This is a genomic window from Actinoallomurus rhizosphaericola, assembly GCF_024055675.1.
GTDB classification, from domain to species: Bacteria; Actinomycetota; Actinomycetes; order Streptosporangiales; family Streptosporangiaceae; genus Actinoallomurus; species Actinoallomurus soli.
This window is the reverse complement of record NZ_JAMXMW010000002.1, coordinates 663,817-683,877: the sequence shown is the minus strand read 5'-3', so window position 1 is coordinate 683,877 and position 20,061 is coordinate 663,817. Positions and strand designations below refer to the sequence as shown.

The window sequence follows — 20,061 nt, the reverse complement described above, 5'->3', positions numbered from 1 at the left end:
GGTATTCGCGGATGACGACCTGATGGTCCCGCCCGGGAGATCGAATCCGAACGTCCGTCACGGGGCCGTGCCGACCCCCGCCGGGGCCGGCCGGCCGACGGAGAGCCGGTCGCCCCTGTTCACGAAGGTCAGCGCGGTGGCGGACAGCAGGGCGAGCAGCAGCAGCACGAGCCATGGCAGGCCCGCCAGGTTCAGCGTGTGGGACAGGCCGATCGCGGCGGCGCTGAGCAGGTTGCCGAAGACGGAGCCGACCCCGGACAGCAGGTTGTTGACGCTGTAGTACGTCCCGACGCCGCGGTCGCCGGCGAGGTCGGCGATGGTGGACATCTCGAACGGGAACACCATCATCGTGCCGACGGTCAGGATCGCCGCGCACAGCATGACGGGGAACAGCCGGACGAGCGTCCCGCCGTGCGGGGGTGGCAGCATCAGCGGGACGAACGCGACGCCCATCACGACGAGGCCGCGCACCATGGCCTGGCCGGGGGTCCAGCGGCGCTCGCACCAGAGCGTGAGCCGGACCTGCCCGGCGAGGCCGAGGACCGCCGACAGGACGAACAGCGCGGTGATGCCGGCCCGCCCGCCGGACACGTGGCGTACCTCGATGGGCAGGCCGAACGCGAGCTGGTAGACGAGAGAGTACGACGCGAACATCGTCGCGGCGAAGGCGATGAAGACGCGGTCGCCGAACGCCTCCTTCCACTCCGCCCAGAACGGGCGGTCCGAGCCCTGGTGAGTGCCGGGGCAGGGCGGCAGCAGCCGCCACTGCACCAGCGCCAGGACGGCGAAGATCCCGGCGGAGGTGAGGCACAGCGCCTCGAAGCCCAGGTGCATCATCGGGATGCCGGCGATGGGGCCGACCAGCACCCCGATCCGGCGGCAGACGCCCGCCAGGGCGAACGCCTCGACCTTGTGCTCCTCCTCGACCTGGGCGAGGTAGGCGCGCCGTGAGGGGACGAAGAGCGCGCGGGCGAGTCCGCTGAAGATCGACGCCCCGATGAGCCAGGGCACCGCCGCGGACAGGCCGAACAGCGCGCAGGCCAGCGCCTCCAGCACGCATCCGGCGGTCAGCACCGGCTTGTAGCCGACGCGGTCGGCGAGGGTGCCGCCCATGGCGAACACGCCCTCGCTGAAGTGGCGCAGCCCCATGACGAGGCCGACGAGCCAGACAGCCAGCCCGATGTGGTGCGTGAGGTGGTCGGCGAGGTACGGCGCGAGCATCAGGAGGCCGGCGGTCTCCCCGATCTCGTTGACCAGCAGGATCTTGGCGGGGCGGCCCAGGGACAGGAACCCCCGCACTGTGGCGATCACTTCTGGTCCTCTCGTACGGACATGACGCTCCGATCCGATGGCGAAGCGGGCCGGAGGCGGGGCGGGGGGTCCGGGCCTGGGGACCGCGCCGGCCACGTCTGATGACCGGCCACTCCATGGAGCGTCCGTTTTACCGTCCGTGACGAGTGGCGGGAGAGGTCGAGGTCACTTCCCTGGTCGCCACATCCCCAGTGGTCACACCGGCCCCACGGGACCCGGCCGGATTGATTACCTCTGCTAAGGAGGTAATATCCGGATTTATGGGTAGCGATGGCGTCCGGCTGGGGAGCGACCTCATGGACGTGACGATGGCGATGCGCCGTCTCGTGCGGCGCAGGCTGCGCGAAGCGGCACCGCCACCGGACCTGCGCCCGGCCCAGATCGAGCTCATGGTCGTCGTCGACCGCAACCCCGGCGCGAGCGTGGCGGCGGCCGCCCGCGAGCTCCGGCTGGCCGACAACTCGGTCAGCACCCTGGTGAACCAGCTCGTCCGCGCCGGGATGCTGCGCCGGGAGACGGACCCGGACGACCGCCGGGCCGCCCGGCTGGAGCTCACGGACGCGGCGCGCCGGCGCCTCGCGGCCTACCGCGACCGCCGGGCCCAGCTCGTCGGCGCCCGCCTCGACGAACTGTCCGAAGAGGACCGGGCCTCGATCACCGCCGCGCTGCCCGCCCTGCGCCGTCTCCTCGCGAGCCTCGCGGAACCGGCGAGCGGCGCACCGGAACACCCATCATCCGACGGGGGTGACACATGAACGGCGAGAGCGGACCGGCCGATCGGCAGGCGATCACCTGCCGGGGCCTGCGGCACGCGTTCGGCGACAAGGTCGCGGTCGACGGCGTCGACCTCGACGTGGCCGAAGGAGAGATCTTCGGCCTGCTGGGGCCGAACGGAGCCGGCAAGACCACGACGATCCGCCTGATCACCACGCTGCTGCCGGCGCGGCCCGGCATGGTCGAGGTGTTCGGGCTCGACGTCGCGAGCCACCGGATGGCCGTGCGCCGGACGATCGGCTACCTGCCCCAGCAGCTGTCCGCCGACGCCGCGCTGACCGGCCGGGAGAACGTCGAGCTGTTCGCCCGCCTGTTCGACGTGCCGCGCCGGCAGCGCAAGGAACGCGTCGAGGAGGTCCTGGCCGCGGTCGGGCTCGCCGACGCGGCCGAGCGGCGCGCGCAGACGTACTCCGGCGGCATGATCCGGCGGCTGGAGCTGGCCCAGGCCCTCGTCAGCGCCCCGCGCCTGCTCATCCTCGACGAGCCGACGATCGGCCTGGACCCGGTCGCGCGCGACGGCGTCTGGGAGCGCATCCAGGAGGTACGCCGCGCGACCGGCATGACCGTCCTGGTGACCACCCACTACATGGACGAGGCCGACCAGCACTGCGGCCGGATCGCGCTGATGCACCGTGGCCGGGTGCAGGCACTCGGCACGCCGTCCGAACTCAAGTCCGGGCTCGAACCGGGCGCCACCCTGGAGGAGGTGTTCCGTGCCTACACCGGAGACCGGCTCGACGAGCCGGGAGACGGCTTCCGCGACGCGCGCCGTACTCGGCGCACCGCCGGCCGGCTCGGCTGAACCGCCGGCCGCTCGCGCCCCCTGGCGGCTGCTGCTCGCCCGGGTCGCCGCGATGTGCATCGTCGAGCTGCAGAAGATGCGGCACGACCGGACCGAGCTGTACACCCGCGCGATCCAGCCCGCGCTGTGGCTGCTGATCTTCGGGGAGACGTTCTCCAGGATCCGCGCCATCCCGACGGGGAAGGTGCCCTACCTGGACTACCTCGCGCCGGGCATCCTGGCGCAGTCGGCGCTGTTCATCGCGATCTTCTACGGCATCCAGATCATCTGGGAGCGGGACGCGGGTGTGCTGGCCAAGCTGCTCGTCACGCCGACCCCGCGGGCCGCGCTGGTCACCGGCAAGGCGTTCGCCGCGGGGGTGCGCTCGCTGGCGCAGGCCGTCGCCATCCTCGTGCTGTCCGCGATCCTCGGCGTCGCCCTGACGGTGAACCCGCTGCGGTGGCTCGGGGTCATCGTGGTCGTCATGCTCGGCACCGCGTTCTTCTCCTGCCTGTCCATGACCATCGCCGGGCTGGCCATGTCGCGTGACCGGCTGATGGGCATCGGCCAGGCGATCACGATGCCGCTGTTCTTCGGCTCGAACGCGCTGTACCCCGTCGGCCTGATGCCGGGGTGGCTCCAGGCGATCAGCCACGTCAACCCGCTGAGCTACGAGGTCGACGCCCTGCGGAACCTGCTCATCGGCACGCCGGGGCACCTGCTCCTGGACATCGGCGTGCTCGTGGTGGCCGCGATCGCGGGGATCACCGCCGCGTCGGCGCTGCTGGGCCGCCTCGTCCGCTGAGCGCCTCCGGGAACCGGCGGACCGCCGGGGCTACTGGACCGCCTCGGCCTTGGTGCCGACCAGGCCCATGGCGAGGCGGGTCCAGCCGCCCACGAAACGGTCCTCGTCGACGCGGTTCGGCGGTTCGTACAGGGCGTCCTGGGCCAGCCAGTAGTTGACGATCGACCCGCCGAGCACGAGCGCGACGGCGTCCCAGTCCTCGTCGAGCCCGGCCATCTCCGGCTGGCCGGACAGCCACTTGGCGAACAGGTCGTACAGGGGGTTGGCGATGCCCTCGCGCATCTCGGTCACCAGACCCGGGAACTTGTCGAGATCGCGGAACAGGACCCGGATGAGGTCCGCCTCCTCCCGCATCTTGCGCAGGCCCGCGGCGGCCGCCAGGCGCAGCCGGTCCGCCAGGGGCTGCTCGCGGATCGCCGCCGACTGTTCGAAGGTCTTGGCGATCTGATCGGCCGTACGGGTGATGTGCTCGCGTACGGCGGAGGCCAGGACCTCCTCCTTCGAGCGGAAGTGACGATAGAGGCCGCCGGCCCCGGGGGACAGGCCCGCCGCGGCCTCGATCTCCGCGACGGACGTCGCGGCGTATCCGCGCTCGGCGAAGAGCCGGAGCGCCTCGGCGACGATCCGTTCTCGGGTCGATCTTTGCATTTTCGGTAGCTCCTCCGAGAAAGAGCGTAGGCCATCGAACGGCCGGCCGATGTCCGGCGAACCGGCCGTATGCGGCATGGCGCCGGGCGTGTTCGAGTGCGGGTCCGGGGAATCGGCCCGGCCGTTGCGGCGCGGGACTCGGCGAATCCGGCAGATCGGCCTGCCGTTGCGGCGCGGGACTCAGCGAATCCGGCGGATCAGCCCCGCGACGATCCTTCCGGCGATGAGGTACACGACGGCGGCGATCCCGTAGTCGACCAGGACCGCCACCCGCCGGTCCTTGGGCGTGAACATGTCGCGGAACTCCCAGGCGAGTCCGTGCGCCCAGTCGTTCACCCGGTGCACGATCGGGTTCGCCTGATTGGCCGAGAACACCACGAACGCGATGTGCAGGGCCAGGACCACGGCGATGACCGTCGCCGCCACCGCGACCAGGGTCGCCAGGACGCCGGTGGCCCTGCCCAGGCCGGTCCGGAGCCCCTCGCCGTCGGGCCGGCGCCGTTCGGAGCGCGCAGCGGGGCCGGGCCGCGACACGCGTGACCGCGATGCGGGGGCGGAAGTGGCCTCGGCGGCCGGAACCGGTTCGGACTGCGGAACGGTCCGCTCGGCGGAGTCCTGACCGGAATCCTCGGCGACATTCCCTGACTTACTACGCCATCTCGCCATTTTGTTTTCTTACTCTCAGGAGCGGATCCACGTCTGTGTGGTTCGGAGGGCGGTCACTGGGTATATCCGCAACACGAAACCGCAGTTACGGGCTTGTAATTAATGCGGGCTCGGCCGGTGACCAAACCAATAGGTCCAGATTTCGCGCAGACTCCGCGCCCTCCCACTCGGATCCCGTCGCATCGCCACTACCGGGAGGGCGCGGGCACGCGTGTGCAGGCATGGTACGTACCCTATGGCGCGTGCTCGCTGTGGGATTCGACCTGGACCTGACACTCGCCGACACCCGTGAGGCGATCGCCGCCGTCTACGAGCGGCTTTCGACCGAGACGGGGGTCTTCATCGACCTGGCCGCCGTGGTGTCACGGCTCGGCCCGCCGCTGGAACTCGAACTGGCCCACTGGTTCCCGCCCGAGCACATCCCGGAGATGGCCGCCCGGTACCGCGCCGTCTACGAGGAGATCGCGGTGCCTCGTACCGAGCCCATGCCCGGCGCCGCCGCGGCCGTCGACGCCGTACGGGCCCGGGGCGGGCGCGTCATCGTGGTCACCGCCAAGAACCAGCACGACGCCGAGGCCACCGTGAGCTTCCTCGGCCTGAACGTCGACGAGGTGGCCGGCGGCTTCTACGCCGCGGGCAAGGGCGAGGCGCTGAGGAGGTTCGGTGCCGTGGCGTACGCCGGAGACCACGTCGCCGACATCGACGCGGCCCGCGCGGCGGACGCCCGCAGCGTCGCGATCGCCACCGGGCCGTACGATTCGGAGGCGCTCCGAGCCTACGGAGCCGATATCGTGTTGCCCGATTTGCGGGGTTTCCCGGACACTTTGAACGAACTGATCAGCCCTGGTTCCCCCTCAAGGCAATAGCGTCTCTGATCAGTTCAGGGATCCGTAGCCACATCGAGTGGTGTGATTGGGGGATCTGCCCACCGTGGTGGGGTGGCGTGGGCGTTGAGGTGGAAGCCTGCGCCCAGTGCCGCTCCTTTGGGCCGGTGCCGTGGATGGTTCCGGCTGGTGTGGGTGGTTGAGCTAATCGTGTGCACGCTCTGGTGCCGGCAGGCCGCCCGGGGCGGTCTGGGGTCCGTGTGGGCGTGTCCCTCCGGACGCTGACCCGCCGATCCGTCAGGTTCGGGGGTGGAGGGTGCTCCGCGTCGCCTGGGCGCGGGGCGTGTGGTTCGGCGGGGGGTGCGTCCGGTCTTGGACCGGTCATCCCCGCTGGCTGGAGAAGGCGCGGTCGGGGTGATGACCGCACAGGTTTCGAGCGTGTCGATGACGCGGGGAATGGTCATGCGGCCGGTGCCGCGGTCGATGACGGTGTGGGTCTGGTGGGTGAGGCCGCGGGCGGCGATGCGCCGCCATGCGCCGTGGTCGCGGTCGCCTTGCCAGCCGCAGTCCGAGTTGGGGCAGATCGCCCATTTCCATCCGGGGGTGGTGGGCCGGTCGGGTGCCTTGCAGTGCCGCAGGGGCAGCAGGCATTGCGGGCAGTGTTTGGAGGTGTTGCGGGCCGGGACGGTGACCACGGCGATACCGGTCTCGGCGGCCAGGTGCCGCATGTTCGCGACGATCTGTCCGCGCACGGCCTGGGACAGCCTTGTGTTGAGGGTGCGGCCCATGCCTTTGGCCTGCAGGGACCGCAGGTCCTCCACATAGATCACGCTCGCGCCCGAGGTGATCGCCTGATCCACGACCCAGCGTGCGGCCGACCAGGCCAGTGCGTGGTTCAACCCCGACCTGCGGTCGGCCACATGCTCGCGTTCGGCTTTCAGGGCAGCGTGTTTGGCGGCCAGGTGATGATCTGGCCGGCCGGTGATGAGGCGGGTGTAAATGTCGGTTTTGGTCTGCAGGCGTTCGCTGTGGCGGCGTAGCCGGTGCTGGCGGGCCATCACCCCGGCGGCCCGGAACATCGCCCCCGCCCCCAGTGCGGTGATCGTGCCATCAGGGTGCGCCCGGCACGCCCCGGCGGACAGCAGGGTGTTCAGGCCCCAGTCCACCCCCAGCGCCGTCGTGTGATCCCTGGCTTGGGTTTGGGGGACGGGGTGGGAGAACGCCAGATCTCCGAGAACCTTGTGGGCCTGTGGGCGCAGGGTGGGCAGGTGCAGCACCGCACCCGGCGGGATCGTGGGCGGCAGTGTGATCGGGCAGGCCACCCAGGACCAGTCGGCGTAGGTGCGCGGGTCCGGGCGGGTGGGCAACTGCAGCCGCAGCAGCACCTTGGACGGGTCGTCGTCGGTGCGTTCCAGGGTGGCCTGCTGCCGGTCGACTGCGGCCAGCATCAGCATCCGCGCCGCGCGCGGCACCTCTTCCAGTTCGAACACATCGACCGGAAGCCGCCCACGCTTGGCGGCGAACGCGGTGACCTGCCGGGTGCGTGCTTTGATCACACTGCTGGGCAGGGCCCGGCCGTCCGGGATCGCCTCCCGGACGGCGTCCCACTCGGCCGCCACGCGCCGGCCTGGATCGGCAGGCCACGTTCTCAAGATCCCGGCGGTCACTTCCGCCCGATGCCGCGCCCCGCGCAGGACCCGCCCGGCCTGCTCCTGGGCCATCCGCACGACCCGGTCATTGACCCGCACCCCCTCAGGGACGCCCACTCCCCAGCCCAACCGCCGCAACGCCATCCACGCATTCGACGGCAACACACGCCCCGCGGCATCCACCCCGGCGGCCAGCACCGCCACATCCTCGGCGTTCCAACGCTCCGCCAGCAGACCGGCGGTCATCGCCGCGACCAGGTCCGCGGCCCAGCCCACCCGCTCGGCCACCACCCGAGCCGATACCACCTCACCGGTCCGTTCCGCCACCCCACCACGCAACACCACCCGGGCGGTCGCGGTCCGCGCGACCTGACCCCCGGCCAGCCGAAGCTTACGGTTCATACGACACCACCGGACCACACGCGATCGAGTATGCACGCACCGTAGCGGCCTGTATCAGCGTCCGCTCGATCATTCGAAAATCCCAGCGAACGCAGGCCGTCACAGCGCCCACCCAACCGGCGGATCGCCACCCAGCACACCCGCTTCGCGATCGTGAGCAACCACGGCAAATCGACACCATCGAGAGATGTCCTGCGACATCACGGATCCCTAAGGAAACCCGTTAGCCTTGACGTAACTCGCCCGGACAAGAGCTAGCAACGAGGTCCCCTGTGCCCACTGGCAAGGTCAAGTGGTACGACGCCGATAAGGGATTCGGCTTTCTCACCCGCGATGACGGCGGTGAGGTGTTCGTTCATTCCTCCGCGCTGCCCGGCGGCGTGACCTCGCTCAAACCCGGGCAGCGCGTCGAGTTCGGGGTCGTCGAGGGCCGCAAGGGACAGCAGGCGCTGAGCGTCCGCACGCTCGACAACCCGCCGTCGGTGGTCAAGGCCAAGCGTAAGAAGCCCGACGAGATGGTGCCGATCGTCGAAGACCTCATCAAACTCCTCGACGGCGTCTCGAACACCTACCGGCGGGGCAAGCACCCCGAGGGCAGGGTCGCCAAGAAGATCGGCGAGGTCCTGCGCGCCGTCGCGGACGACCTGGACCCCCAGTAGCCACGGCGGTGTCCCGGCGGCGGTAGGTCCGCGTGGGTCAGGCGGTGGTGTCGGCGACGCTGGGCTCGCCCTCCGCGGCGCGTTCGCGGCGTCGTACGGCGCGGCGGCTCCTGCGCGGGGCGGCCAGGGTGACCAGCGACAGCGCGAGCGCGCCCGCGACCACGGCGAGCGCGACGTGGCCGTTGGCCGCCACGATCGACATGCCCAGCCCGATCAGCCCGCCGACCACCCAGACGAGCTGGTGCACCGTCTCGGTCACCGCGAACGTCGACGAACGGATCTCCTCGCCGACCTCGCGCTGCACGATCGCGTCCAGCCCCAGCTTGCCCAGGGACTGGCCGAGCGCGCCGACGAACGCCACCACGAGCGCGGCGATCAGCCCGAAGAACGCCGCGCAGACCGCCGCCGTGACGGTCGCCGCCAGCAGCGTGCCGAACAGGATCGCCCGTGGCGCCCGCTCCTTGACCAGCGCGCCCAGGCCCGTACCGGCCAGGCCGCCCGCGCCCGCCGCCGCGGCCAGCATGCCCAGCGCGATGTTCGGGGAGACGGCGTCCACGAAGCCCTTGGTCCGCAGCAGGAACGCCAGATAGAGGATCAGGAACCCGGCGAACGCCCGCAGGGCCGCGTTGGCCAGCATCGCCTCGGAGACCACCGGCCCGACTCGCAGGAGGGTCCGCCACCGGCCCCGGCCGTCCGTACGGTCCCCGGCCTCGCCGGTCCCGCCGTCGTCCTCGGTCCGGTCCGGCGCGGCGTCGGCGGCCGGCGTGTCCACGTGCGACGGCAGCCGCATGGCGGAGATCGCGCCGACCATGAACAGGACCGTGGCGGCGCGCAGCACCCAGCCCGCGTTGGTCACGGCGACCAGGCCCGCCCCGACCGGTGCCATGACGGACGCGGCGACCACGCCGGTGAAGGAGGCGCGGGCGTTCGCGGTGACCAGGCCCAGGCCGGGAGGCAGCACGCGCGGCGTGACGGCGTTCCGTGAGACTCCGAACGCCTTCGACAGCACCAGCGCGCCGAACGCCGCCGGCATCAGCGTCACCGGGTCCTTGTGCAGGACCGCCCCGGCCATGCCCCAGCACAGCAGGCCACGGGCGAGCATCGTGCCGGCGATCGCGATCCGGCGGGCGTGGCGCATGCGGTCGAGAACCGGGCCGATCAGCGGCGCGACGAGCGCGAACGGCGCCATCGTCACGAGCAGGTACAACGCGACCTGCCCGCGGGCCTGCTGAACGTCGAGATTGAAGAACATCGTGCCCGCCAGCGCCACCGCGATCAGCGCGTCACCGGCGCTGTTGAGCGCGTTGAGCTCGATCAACGCGCCCAGACCGCTGCCGCCCGCGCCCCCGGCGTGGGTGGCTCTGCGCGTCGCACGCGCGGTCCTCCGGGCCACCGCGCGCACCGCCCGCCCGGCGGCGCCCGTACGTGACCACAAACTCATGCCGTCCAGTCTGCCTCTTCGCGGCGAACCCATGCCCGTCCATGGGCGACAATCGTGTATGTGAGTCCAGTGCGTTCCACCAGTCCGGCCGCCAACCGGCGCAGCCGTACCCCCGTGATCGACGCCATCGCCGCCGAGGCCGTCGATCTGGCACGCGCGGCGGCCGAGGAGACGTCCCGGCCGGAGTTCGTCGGTGAGCACCTCGGCAGGGTGGCCGAAGGGGACCGAATCGTCACCCACTACTTCGCCTGCCTCGATCCGGCGTACCGCGGCTGGCGGTGGGCCGTCTCGGTGGTCCGGGCGGCCCGGGCCAAGCACGCCACCGTCAGCGAGAGCGTGCTGCTGCCCGGCGAGGACGCCATGCTCGCGCCCGAGTGGGTGCCCTGGAGCGACCGGCTCCGCCCCGGTGACCTCGGCCCCGGCGACCTGCTGCCGACGCCGCCGGACGACCCGCGCCTCGCGCCCGGATTCACCCCGACCGATCAGGTCGGCGCGGAGCTCGGGTGGGAGCTGGGCCTGGGCAAGGCCCGCGTGCTGTCCGCGGAGGGCCGTGAGGAGGCCGCGGTCCGGTGGCACTCCGGGGAGCACGGCCCGGACACGCCGATCGCCCGTTCCGCTCCCGCACAGTGCGCGACCTGCGGGTTCTTCCTGCCGCTCGCGGGCTCGCTACGGCAGGTCTTCGGGGTGTGCGCCAACGAGTACGCCCCCGACGACGGCCGGGTCGTCTCCGTCGATCACGGCTGCGGCGCCCACTCCGAGGCCGTCGTCGCGCCCCCCACGACCGAGGCCGCGCCTCCGATCGTCGACGAGATGGGTTATGACGTCGTGCCGTCGGCCACGCTGACCGAGGAGGAGGCGCTCGGCCACAGCTGACCGGGCGCAACCGCCCGGCCACAGCCGACCGGCCGAGCGTGACCGCCTACGTGTGCCCGGTCATCGGGTAGGTGCGGCCGGACACACGCGGCTGATCGCAGCCGACCGGCGGCCCGCACAGGGCGGCCTGGAGAGGGCAGGACATGGACGACCCGTTCGGCACCACGGCGATCCGGGAGCGGGTGCTGGCCGCCTGGACCGCGTCACCGGCGCGGTTCCGCGAGGACGCCAACGCCGAAGAGGACCACACGCGCGGCGGCTACCGGGACCGGGTGATCGTCGAGCTGGCGCAGAACGCCGCCGACGCCGCCGCCCGCGCCGGTGTCCCCGGCCGGATCCGCTTCGATCTGCGGGACGGCGTCCTGCACGCCGCCAACGCCGGAGCGCCGCTGGACGCCGCCGGGGTCGAGGCGCTGAGCACCCTCCGGGCCTCGGCCAAGCGCGATGACACCCACGCGGTCGGCCGGTTCGGCGTCGGCTTCGCCGCCGTGGTCGCGGTGAGCGACGAGCCCGTCATCGTCTCCGATGCCGGCCCGGCGGTGGCCTGGTCCGCCGAGCGGACCCGCGCGGCCGCCGAGGCGGTGCCCGCCCTCGCCGCCGAGCTGGGACGTCGCGGCGGCCACGTGCCGGTCCTGCGGCTGCCGTTCGCCGCACCGGCCCGGCCCGTGCCCGAGGGCTACGACACGCTCGTACGGCTGCCGCTGCGCGACGCGGACGCCGATGCGCTGGTCCGGCGGCTGCTGGCGGAGACCGGTCCGGCCCTCCTGCTGTCCCTGCCGGCCCTCGCCGAGATCACGATCGACGTGGACGGCGACGTCCGTACGCTCCGCGCGACCTGGGACGGCCCGGCGGAGGGGGCCGTGACCGGCGCGGTGACCGTGAACGGCACGACCTGGCGCACCGCCGAGGCCCACGGCACGGTGACGGCGGAGTTGCTGGCGGACCGGCCGGTCGAGGAACGGCCGTACTGGCAGGTGCGCTGGGCGATCGCCGACGAGCCGCTGCCGGACGACGTGCCGGCCGTCGTCCACGCGCCGACGCCCAGCGACGAGCCGCTGGGGCTGCCCGCGCTGCTCATCGCGTCCTTCCCCCTGGCCCCCGACCGGCGGCACGTCGCCCCCGGCCCGCTGACCGACTTCCTGGTCGAGCGGGCGGCGGAGGCGTACACCGCCCTCCTGCCGCCGACCCCGCGTCTCCTCGATCTCGTGCCCGGCCCGGTCGCCAAGGGAGAGCTCGACGCCCGGATCTGCCGCGCCATCCTGGCCCGCCTCCCCGACCTGCCGCTCCTGCCCGTCGCCGAGGACCCGCGCGCCGCAGCGTACGCCGGCCTCGGCGAAGCGCCGGGCGACGTGAGCGGAGAGCGGATCGACCCGCGCCGCGAGCCCGGTGGCCTGGGCGGTGAGGCGGTTCGGGTTCGGGGGCGGGACGCGGTGGTGGTCGACGGGCCCGCGGCGCTGCCCGGCGTGCTGTCGGAGGTCGTGCCCGGTCTGCTGCCCGCCGGGTGGCCGGCCCGCCATCCCGCCCTCGCCGCGCTCGGCGTCCGCCGCCTGAGCCTCGCCGACGTCGCCGACGCGCTCGCCGGGCTGGACCGCGAGCCCGCCTGGTGGCGGCGGCTGTACGCCGCGCTGGACGGCGCCGACCGGGACGCGCTCGCCGGGTTGCCCGTACCCCTCGCCGACGGCCGTACCGTTCGCGGGCCGCGCGGCCTCCTCGTCACCGAACCGGAGGGCCTGGACGCGCTCGGCCTGCGCGTCGTCCACCCGGAGGCGGCGCACCCGCTCCTGCTACGGCTCGGCGCGGTCGAGGCGGGCCCGCGGGCCGTGCTCACCGACGCGGCGACGCGCGCGGCGGTCGCCGCGTCGTACGACGAGGAGGACCCCGAGCCGATCTGGCACGCCGTCCTCACCCTCGTCCGCCGCGCCCATCTGCGGCCGGGGGAGGAGCCGTGGCTGGCCGAGCTGGCGCTGCCCGGCGACGACGGCGAGCCGTACCCCGCCGGAGAGCTGCTGCTGCCAGGAGCGCCGCTGGCCGAGGTGATCGCCGACGACGCCCCGTTCGGGGTCGCGGACGTCGGCCTGGTCGAGCGGTACGGCGCGGAGGTGCTGGAGGCCGCCGGGGTGCTGCGGACGTTCGCGCTGGTCCGGGCCGAGGACGTCATCGAGCCGGAGTTCCATCTCGACGACGAGGAGCCGTGGGCGGAGGGCTTCGGCGCGGGCTACGTCATCCCGGAGTTCACCGCGGTCCGTGATCTGGAGTTCGTCGCCGACTGGGAGGGGGCGTTCCGGCTGCTGGCCGAGCCGGACCTGCGGGCCGCCGTCGTCGAACCGGCCCGCGTCGTGCTCGCCGACGGCCGCCAGGTCGACGCCCCCTCGTACACCGCGTGGTGGCTCCGCCGGCATCCCGTCCTGAACGGCCGGCGCCCCGATGAGCTGTGCCTGGGCGAGGACCTGGCCGACCTGTACGACCCGGCGCCGCCGGGCCTGGACCCGGGGATCGCCGCGGCGCTCGGCGTGCGCACCACCGTGGCGGCGCTGCTCGCCGAGCCGGATGGCCCGGCCGAGCTCCTCGACCGCCTCGCCGACCCGGCCCGTACGGTCTCCAGGGAGCGGCTGCGCGCTCTGTGGGCGGCGCTGGCCGAGACGGACCTGGACGTCGAGCCGCCGGATCACCTACGGGCCCTGGTGAACGGCGAGCCGGAGATCGTTCCGGCCGAGGACGTCATCGTCGTCGACCGTCCCGACCTGCTGCCGCTGCTGCGCGGCCAGCCGCTGCTGTTCGTGCCGCCCCACGTCGCCGAGCTGCTGGACCTGGCCCTGGGCGGCGACGAGGTCCCCGGCGTGATCGGGTCGGCGGGGGAGGAGCGCGCGGTGCCGGACGCGGCGCGCGCGGTGCTGCCCGAGGCGCCCGCCTCGTACGTCCATCACGATCGGCTGATCGTGGACGGCCAGGAGGTCCCCTGGTGGTACGCCGACGGCACCGTGCACGCGAGCGGCCCGGCGGGCCTGGCGCGCGGCCTGGCCTGGGCCTGCGACCGCTGGCCGGATCGCCTGCTCACCGAGGCCGCTCTGCGCGAACCGGGCAACCTGCCCGATCTCCTCGCCGAGGAGGATCTCGGCGGGTGAACCGCATCCACGATTACGATCGTGTAGTGGGGTAGGAACTCGGTGTAGGCGGGAACGGCATCTCAGGCGGCCGTTCCCGCCCGGACGCCCTCCGGCAGTCGGGCATGGACTGGACGATCCTGCGGCCCGGTGGTTTCAACTCCAACACCTACGCCTGGGCCGAGTCCGTCCGCACCCGGCGGGCCGTCGCCGCGCCGTTCGGCGACGTCGGCCTGCCGACGATCGACCCGGCCGACATCGCCGAGGTCGCCGCCGCCGCCCTGCGCGAGGACGGTCACGCCGGGCAGGTCTACGAGCTGACCGGGCCCGCGCTCGTCACGCCCCGGCAGCAGGCCGAGGCGATCGGCGACGCACTCGGTGAGTCCGTCGGGTTCATCGAGCAGACCCGCGACGAGGCCCTTGCGCAGATGCTGGGGTTCATGCCCGAGCCGGTCGCCGAGACGACCCTCGCCATCCTCGGCGAGCCGACTCCCGGGGAGCGGCGCGTCAGCCCCGACGTCGAGCGCGTCCTCGGCCGCGCGCCGCGCACCTTCGCGGACTGGGCCCGCCGGAACGTCGCGGCCTTCCGCTGAACGGGGGACTCCCGCGGTAGGCCCCGAGCGTCACCGATCAGGAGCCGGACGCGTGGCGGCGGGCGGCGGCGGCCTCGCGGGCCCGCTGCAGGCGCGGGATGTACCAGCAGCCGAAGACGCCCATCGCGAAGCCCGTCGCGCAGACCCAGCGCCACCAGTGGTCGCGGGCGGGCAGCGGGACGAGCAGGAGCACGATGAACGCCACGGCGAACGCCGCCGCGCCGACGGCGGCGGTCAGAACGTCGTTGGTCTTGATCGGTTCCGGGACGTGACGCCGCTCGGGACTCATGTCAGTCAGCGTAACCGGCTCCGATGATCACGGCGATCGTCAGGGCCGGTGCGCGCGGCGGCGCGCGTGTTCGCGGGGACCCGTGGGGTTTCCGCCGGTTTTGTCGGGTCCTGGGCTGTTGCGCGGTGATCTGGTGCGTTACCTTCCGGGCAGGTGCTCGCCGGGGGCGGTTCGTCGACGGCCGGGCTCGGTGATCGTGGCACGTTGTGCCGTTCTCCGGGAGGAGGGCAGAGTCGTTCGCTTCGCTAACGAGATTGCGGAATACGAGACATGCGCGTATCGTTAGCAAAAGTAATGACTCATGCTAAAGAACATGCCAACTTCAGAGACCAGAAGCCGTGCGGGACTGGCAGCCGCCCTGCGCGTCTCCGTAAGCAGGCTGTCGCGACGGATGCGCGCTCAGGCGGGGCAGTCCCTGAGTGTCACCCAACTCGCCGCGCTCGGCGCCGTTTCGCGGCACGCCGCACTGACCCCCGGGGAGCTGGCGGAGCACGAGAAGGTGCAACCGCCCTCGATGACCCGAGTGATCGCGGCGCTGGAGGAGCGGGGCCTGCTGACGCGCAGTCCGCATCCGACGGACCGGCGTCAGGTCATCCTGAGCGTGACGGAGGAGGGCGAGCGGCTCCTGAAGGAGGAGCGGCGCCGCAAGGAGGCGTGGCTGGCCCAGCGTCTGGCGGAGCTGACTCCCGAGGAGCAGGAGATCCTGCGCCAGGCGGCGCCGATCCTGGAACGCCTCAGCAAGGTCTGAGCCTCTTCCGGTCGCTGCGCAACCGCAACTACCGGCTGTTCGCCTCCGGTCAGGTCGTCTCCAACACCGGCACCTGGATGCAGCGGGTCGCACAGGACTGGCTGGTCCTCGACCTGACCCACGGCAGCGGCGCGGCGCTCGGCATCACCACCGGCCTGCAGTTCCTGCCGCTGCTGCTGTTCGGGCTGTACGGCGGGGTGCTGGCCGACCGGTACCGCAAGCGGCGCGTGCTCATGGTCACCCAGGCGGTGATGGGCATGCTCGCCCTGGGCCTCGGCATCCTCGCGGTCACCGGCACGGCCCAGGTCTGGCACGTGTACGCCCTGGCGTTCGGCCTCGGCCTGGCCACCGTCGTGGACAACCCGACCCGGCAGACCTTCGCGGTCGAGATGGTGGGGCCCGCCGACCTCTCCAACGCGATCGCACTGAACAGCGCCATCTTCAACATGGCGCGCATCCTCGGCCCGGCCGTCGCCGGCGTGCTGATCGCCGCCATCGGCACCGGCCCGGTCTTCCTCGTCAACGCCGGATCCTTCGGCGCCGTGCTGCTCGGCCTGTACCTGATGCGCGAGGAGGAGCTCCACCTCAAGGCACCGGTTCCCCGGGCCAAGGGTCAGCTGCGCGAGGGGCTGCGCTACGTCCGGCAGCGCCGCGACCTGGTCATGGTGCTGCTCATGGTGCTGTTCGTCGCGGCGTTCGGCATGAACTTCCAGATGACCACCGCGCTGATGAGCCGCCAGGTGTTCCACAGCGGCGCGTCGTCGTTCGGCCTGGCCTCGACCGCGCTCGCCGTCGGCGCGCTGTCGGGCTCGCTGCTGGCCGCCCGCCGCAGGAACCTGCGGATGCGGCTCCTGTTCCTGGCCGCGACGGCCTTCGCCGTCCTGGAGATCGCGACCGGCCTGATGCCGGACTACATCTCCTTCCTCGTCCTGCTGGTGCCCACGGGCATGGCGCTGCTGACCTTCAACACGGCCGCGAACGCCGTGATGCAGCTCAGCGTTCCGGCGGAGATGCGCGGCCGGGTCATGGGCCTGTACATGCTCGTGTTCGCGGGCAGCTCGCCGATCGGCTCACCGCTCATCGGCTGGCTGGCCGAGATCTTCGGGGCACGCTCGAGCCTGATCATCGGCGGCATCGTTTCCCTCGTCGCCGTCCTCGGGGTCATCGCCGTCATGGCGCCGCGTCCGGCCCTCAACGCCGTACGGGGCACCCGGCTGCGCGAGCTCCTCGCGACGCGATAGCCGAGCCGGTACGGGCGTGGGTCCGGCCGTCCTATCGGCGTGGGTACGGCCGGCCGGGGGAGACACGTGCGGCGAGGTGAGAGGCTGGCTGCGTGAGGCTCTTCGTCGCGCTGCTGCCCCCGGCGAACGTACTCGACGAGGTGGAGGCCGCCTTCGCCCCGCACCGCGCCGCCCACCCGGACCTGCGGTGGACGCGCCGGCCGTCCTGGCATGTGACGCTCGCGTTCTACGGCGAGGTCGACGAGCAGGTCGTGCCGCGCATCCTGCCCCGGCTCGAACGAGCCGCCGGGCGGCATCCGCGCCGGGAACTGGCGTTCGCGGGGGCGGGCGCCTTCCCGCGCCCCGCCTCCGCGCGGGTGCTGTGGACCGGTGTCGAGGCCGACCTGCGCCGCCTCGCCGACTCCTGCGTCGCGGCCGCGCGCCGTGAGGGCGTCGACGTGGACGAGCACAAGCGCTTCCACCCGCACCTGACGATGGCCCGCGCCCGCGATCCGCTGGACCTGCGCTCCCTCGTGGCCGAACTGCGCGGCTACGAGGGCAGCCCGTGGACGGCCGAGGAGATCAACCTCGTCCGCAGCCACCTGGGCCCCCGGGCCCGCTACGAGACCCTCGGCGCCTGGCCGCTGGCGTGAGCCGTACGGGCGCCGCCGTCGCCGTCTGCAGCGCGGCCGACATCGGCAGAAAGATTGTTATCCGCCGGGATGACGCGCGATAGTGAGATCAGTAAGGGACGGCTCGGACCGAACCAACCACGGGGTCGACATGGACGAACAGCCACTCGACGTGACGTTCGACGCGCTGCGGCTGGCGGCGCGGGACGCCCGAGAGGCCGCCGAGATACTGGCCGGAAAGCTCGACGCGCACCTTCCGCCCTGCAACCACCATCCGGGATGGGCGACCAACGCCGCGCTGAACGCCTGCACCTCCGCCTGGGCGACCCATCTCAACGGGCACGTCGAGGAGGGCCACGACGTCGGCCAGCGGTTCCACCAGACGCACGCCTCCTATTCCACGACCGAGGACCTGGGGCGTAGAAGAGCGCAAAGCGCCGCGCCGCCCGCCGAGCAGGTCTGAGGGGACGCGATGGGCTCGGACATCACGTACCAGGAATTGCTGACCGCGCAACCGGAGATGTGGAAGGACAGCGCGGAGGGCTGGAACAAGTGGTCGACCGCCGTCCACGAACACTCCAACAGCCTCGCGTCGATCACGACGACGGTCGCCGAGAGCTGGGACGGACTCGCGTCGAGCGAGGCGCACTCGTTCGTGACCGCGGCCCACGTACGGGCGGCGAACTCCGCAGCCGCCCTGCGCCGGGTGGAGGCGTGCCTGAAGGAGGCCTACGCGACGTTCGCGCGGGCGCACAACGCCCTGATCTCACTCCGCGACCAGGCGGAGGGCCTCGGATTCGAAGTTCGCTCCGACGGGACGATCACCGACCCCCACAACGTCCTCTCGCGGGTCGACGGCCAGCGTCTCAACACCCTGATCAAGCGGAAGGACCAGCTGCAGAAGGCCATCCGCCAAGTGGTGGCGGGGGCCAAGGCGGCCGACGAGAAGGTCGCGTCCACCCTGAACGGCCTGATGCCGCCGCGCACCACCACCCTCGCCAGCGCGCCCAACGGCGGGTCGCCGAACCCGGGCACCACGTACGCTCCGCCGGCCCCGGTCGACTACGGGCACTCACCCGGCGACATCCCGGTGCCGCCGAACGCCCTGAGCAACGCGCCGAACCCCAGGGCCAAGGCCGTCCTGGACTACGCGCTCAAGCAACTCGGCGATCCGTACGTCTACGGTGCCGCGGGCCCGAACGCCTTCGACTGCTCGGGCCTGACCTCCCAGGCCTACCACGCCGCCGGGATCGACATCCCCCGGACCGCCGACCGCCAGTGGGCGGCCGGGCCCCGCATCCCCGACGGCCAGGAGCAGCCCGGCGACCTCGTCTACTTCCACATGGGCAGCACCGGCCCCGGTCACGTGGGCATCGTGCTCGACCCGGCGAAGGGCACCATGATCGTGGCGCCGCACACCGGGGACCACGTCAAGATCGAGAGCTACAAGAACTATCCGGGCGGGTACGTCGGCTTCACCCGCCCGGGCGTGCGCTGACGCGCGCCGGACGCCGCCTCCGCAGGAGGTGGAACAGCGCGACCCCGGCGATCAGTAAGAGCAGGCCGCCGGCCAGCAGGGGCCACGGGTCCAGCAGCCCCTCGGTGCAGGCGCTCCCGCCGTCGGCCGAGACGGTGCAGTGGGTGCCGGGGCCGTGCCGGTTCAGGTACGTGAGCAGGAACAGCGGCAGGCTCGCGCTGGAGACCAGGCCGGGCAGGCCCCACTGGGTATCCCGGCGCGTGGCCAGCGCGACGGTGCCCACCATGGTGACGGGCAGGATGAAGATCCCTATCGACAGGATGCTCAGCAGGCCGAGGAGGTAGCAGGCCCCGATCAGGAGCCAGCCGGTGAACATCAGCCGGTCGCGCCTGTTGCCGGTCATGTCTTCTTCTTTCGTCGGAAGATATCGAGCACGGAGGCGACCTTCCCGGCACGGTCGAACAGGGCCAGGGCGGGCTCGCGCTCTCCCTCGAGGTTGGCGAGCATCTCCAGCCCCACGTACAGGGCCACGACCGCGTGGGCGAGTTCCTCGGGCGGGAGCAGTCGCGCGGCCGGGGAGCCTGCGAGCGCGTCCCGGATGCTGTCGGCGGCGAACGCGCGCCAGGGGCGGATGCGGGCGGCGACCTCCGGGCCGAGGCCGGGGGTGAACTGCGCGGCGGCGATCATCTCGACGAGCACGGTCACGTGCCCGTGGTCCAGGTCCTCGTCGAACACCGCCCTGGCGGCCCGGACCAGGTCACCGAGGCTCTTGGACTCCTCGACCATCGCCTGATAGCGCTCGTGGCGGGCCTGGCTGACGGCGTCCAGTGCGGCCAGGTGCAGCTTGGCCACGGAACCGAAGTGGTAGAAGATCAGCGCCTGGTTACAGCCCGCACGCTGGGCGATCTCCCGCGCGCTGGCCCCGGCGAAACCTCGCTCACGCAGCGCCGCGACGGCCCCTTTCAGCAGCGCGGCGCGCGTCTCCGCGGAGCTGGGACTCCCGGACGGCCTGGCAGACCGTCTTCCGGCTCTGGCCATGCCACTCCCAACCCATTGAGCGCCCGGTTTGAGCAACTGCTCAAAATGTACGGACTGCCGGATCTGGTGGCAAGAGGCCGGCCCCCGTGACAACGGTTCCGACGGCCTCCGGGCACGCTCCTGGCCACCA

21 protein-coding genes are annotated in these 20,061 nt (G+C 72.4%); 13 read left to right on the top strand and 8 right to left on the bottom strand.

All coding sequences use genetic code 11. The features are described 5' to 3' along the window. Positions 1-57: 57 nt before the first annotated feature. A complete protein-coding gene (locus tag NE234_RS07180; RefSeq protein WP_252778063.1) occupies positions 58-1,311 on the bottom strand; it encodes an MFS transporter in 1,254 nt (417 codons plus the stop codon). 260 nt (positions 1,312-1,571) lie between these two features. Here NE234_RS07180 and NE234_RS07175 point away from each other — a divergent pair, with 260 nt between their 5' ends. The 3 genes from NE234_RS07175 to NE234_RS07165 are packed head-to-tail and all read left to right on the top strand — an operon-like array spanning position 1,572 to position 3,671. Beyond that, complete coding sequence (locus NE234_RS07175) at positions 1,572-2,066, top strand: MarR family winged helix-turn-helix transcriptional regulator (RefSeq protein WP_252778062.1); 495 nt, start codon at positions 1,572-1,574, stop codon at positions 2,064-2,066. Beyond that, entirely contained in the window at positions 2,063-2,887 is an 825-nt protein-coding gene (locus tag NE234_RS07170) for an ABC transporter ATP-binding protein (protein WP_252778061.1), read from the top strand. The genes NE234_RS07175 and NE234_RS07170 overlap by 4 nt, the downstream gene beginning before the upstream one ends. Next, positions 2,799-3,671 carry an ABC transporter permease gene (locus NE234_RS07165; protein WP_252778060.1) on the top strand — a complete coding sequence of 291 codons (873 nt, stop codon included), beginning with the start codon at positions 2,799-2,801 and terminating at the stop codon, positions 3,669-3,671. Before NE234_RS07170 ends, NE234_RS07165 begins: the two co-directional genes overlap by 89 nt. Positions 3,672-3,701: 30 nt before the next feature. On the opposite strand, the gene NE234_RS07160 is transcribed toward NE234_RS07165, so the two are convergent. Continuing rightward, positions 3,702-4,319: a TetR/AcrR family transcriptional regulator gene (locus NE234_RS07160; protein WP_252778059.1), complete on the bottom strand. Its 618-nt coding sequence runs from the start codon at positions 4,317-4,319 to the stop codon at positions 3,702-3,704. A 180-nt stretch (positions 4,320-4,499) separates the two neighbouring features. Then, complete coding sequence (locus NE234_RS07155; RefSeq protein ID WP_252778058.1) at positions 4,500-4,853, bottom strand: hypothetical protein; 354 nt, start codon at positions 4,851-4,853, stop codon at positions 4,500-4,502. A 374-nt stretch (positions 4,854-5,227) separates the two neighbouring features. On the opposite strand from NE234_RS07155, the gene NE234_RS07150 reads away from it, so the two are divergent. Next, on the top strand, positions 5,228-5,851 hold the full coding sequence (locus NE234_RS07150; protein ID WP_252778057.1) for an HAD family hydrolase: 624 nt from the start codon (positions 5,228-5,230) through the stop codon (positions 5,849-5,851). A 14-nt stretch (positions 5,852-5,865) separates the two neighbouring features. Here the strand turns inward: NE234_RS07150 and NE234_RS07145 are convergent, their stop codons facing one another. Continuing rightward, positions 5,866-7,860 carry a zinc ribbon domain-containing protein gene (locus NE234_RS07145; RefSeq protein ID WP_252778056.1) on the bottom strand — a complete coding sequence of 665 codons (1,995 nt, stop codon included), beginning with the start codon at positions 7,858-7,860 and terminating at the stop codon, positions 5,866-5,868. 272 nt (positions 7,861-8,132) lie between these two features. Between NE234_RS07145 and NE234_RS45025 the strand changes: the two genes are divergently transcribed. Continuing rightward, positions 8,133-8,519 (top strand): cold-shock protein, encoded by a 387-nt coding sequence (locus NE234_RS45025; protein WP_252778055.1) that lies wholly within the window; start codon positions 8,133-8,135, stop codon positions 8,517-8,519. A gap of 37 nt (positions 8,520-8,556) precedes the next feature. Here the strand turns inward: NE234_RS45025 and NE234_RS07135 are convergent, their stop codons facing one another. Continuing rightward, on the bottom strand, positions 8,557-9,960 hold the full coding sequence (locus NE234_RS07135; RefSeq protein ID WP_252778054.1) for an MFS transporter: 1,404 nt from the start codon (positions 9,958-9,960) through the stop codon (positions 8,557-8,559). Between the two features lie 60 nt (positions 9,961-10,020). Between NE234_RS07135 and NE234_RS07130 the strand changes: the two genes are divergently transcribed. The 3 genes from NE234_RS07130 to NE234_RS07120 all read left to right on the top strand — a co-directional run bounded on the left by NE234_RS07130 (position 10,021) and on the right by NE234_RS07120 (position 14,527). Continuing rightward, positions 10,021-10,833, top strand: coding sequence for a DUF3027 domain-containing protein (locus NE234_RS07130; protein ID WP_252778053.1), 813 nt, complete (start codon positions 10,021-10,023; stop codon positions 10,831-10,833). Positions 10,834-10,976: 143 nt separating this feature from the next. Beyond that, positions 10,977-13,955: a sacsin N-terminal ATP-binding-like domain-containing protein gene (locus NE234_RS07125; RefSeq protein ID WP_252778052.1), complete on the top strand. Its 2,979-nt coding sequence runs from the start codon at positions 10,977-10,979 to the stop codon at positions 13,953-13,955. A 104-nt stretch (positions 13,956-14,059) separates the two neighbouring features. Further along, on the top strand, positions 14,060-14,527 hold the full coding sequence (locus NE234_RS07120; protein WP_252778051.1) for a Rossmann-fold NAD(P)-binding domain-containing protein: 468 nt from the start codon (positions 14,060-14,062) through the stop codon (positions 14,525-14,527). 37 nt (positions 14,528-14,564) lie between these two features. Here NE234_RS07120 and NE234_RS07115 read toward each other — a convergent pair whose 3' ends face one another. Next, complete coding sequence (locus tag NE234_RS07115; protein ID WP_252778050.1) at positions 14,565-14,816, bottom strand: DUF2530 domain-containing protein; 252 nt, start codon at positions 14,814-14,816, stop codon at positions 14,565-14,567. Between the two features lie 391 nt (positions 14,817-15,207). Here NE234_RS07115 and NE234_RS07110 point away from each other — a divergent pair, with 391 nt between their 5' ends. The 5 genes from NE234_RS07110 (at position 15,208) to NE234_RS07090 (ending at position 18,914) form a co-directional block, all read left to right on the top strand. Further along, positions 15,208-15,564, top strand: coding sequence for a MarR family transcriptional regulator (locus tag NE234_RS07110; protein ID WP_406566956.1), 357 nt, complete (start codon positions 15,208-15,210; stop codon positions 15,562-15,564). Beyond that, on the top strand, positions 15,561-16,805 hold the full coding sequence (locus NE234_RS07105) for an MFS transporter (RefSeq protein ID WP_252778175.1): 1,245 nt from the start codon (positions 15,561-15,563) through the stop codon (positions 16,803-16,805). Before NE234_RS07110 ends, NE234_RS07105 begins: the two co-directional genes overlap by 4 nt. A 92-nt stretch (positions 16,806-16,897) precedes the next feature. Then, on the top strand, positions 16,898-17,437 hold the full coding sequence (gene thpR / locus NE234_RS07100) for an RNA 2',3'-cyclic phosphodiesterase (RefSeq protein ID WP_252778048.1): 540 nt from the start codon (positions 16,898-16,900) through the stop codon (positions 17,435-17,437). Positions 17,438-17,567: 130 nt separating this feature from the next. Beyond that, positions 17,568-17,879 carry a hypothetical protein gene (locus NE234_RS07095; protein ID WP_252778047.1) on the top strand — a complete coding sequence of 104 codons (312 nt, stop codon included), beginning with the start codon at positions 17,568-17,570 and terminating at the stop codon, positions 17,877-17,879. Between the two features lie 9 nt (positions 17,880-17,888). Continuing rightward, positions 17,889-18,914 carry a C40 family peptidase gene (locus NE234_RS07090; protein ID WP_252778046.1) on the top strand — a complete coding sequence of 342 codons (1,026 nt, stop codon included), beginning with the start codon at positions 17,889-17,891 and terminating at the stop codon, positions 18,912-18,914. Here the strand turns inward: NE234_RS07090 and NE234_RS07085 are convergent. After that, positions 18,892-19,296 (bottom strand): hypothetical protein, encoded by a 405-nt coding sequence (locus tag NE234_RS07085; protein WP_252778045.1) that lies wholly within the window; start codon positions 19,294-19,296, stop codon positions 18,892-18,894. The two genes, NE234_RS07090 and NE234_RS07085, sit on opposite strands and share 23 nt — an antisense overlap. Continuing rightward, positions 19,293-19,931 carry a TetR/AcrR family transcriptional regulator gene (locus NE234_RS07080; RefSeq protein WP_252778044.1) on the bottom strand — a complete coding sequence of 213 codons (639 nt, stop codon included), beginning with the start codon at positions 19,929-19,931 and terminating at the stop codon, positions 19,293-19,295. Before NE234_RS07080 ends, NE234_RS07085 begins: the two co-directional genes overlap by 4 nt. Positions 19,932-20,061: the final 130 nt, after the last annotated feature.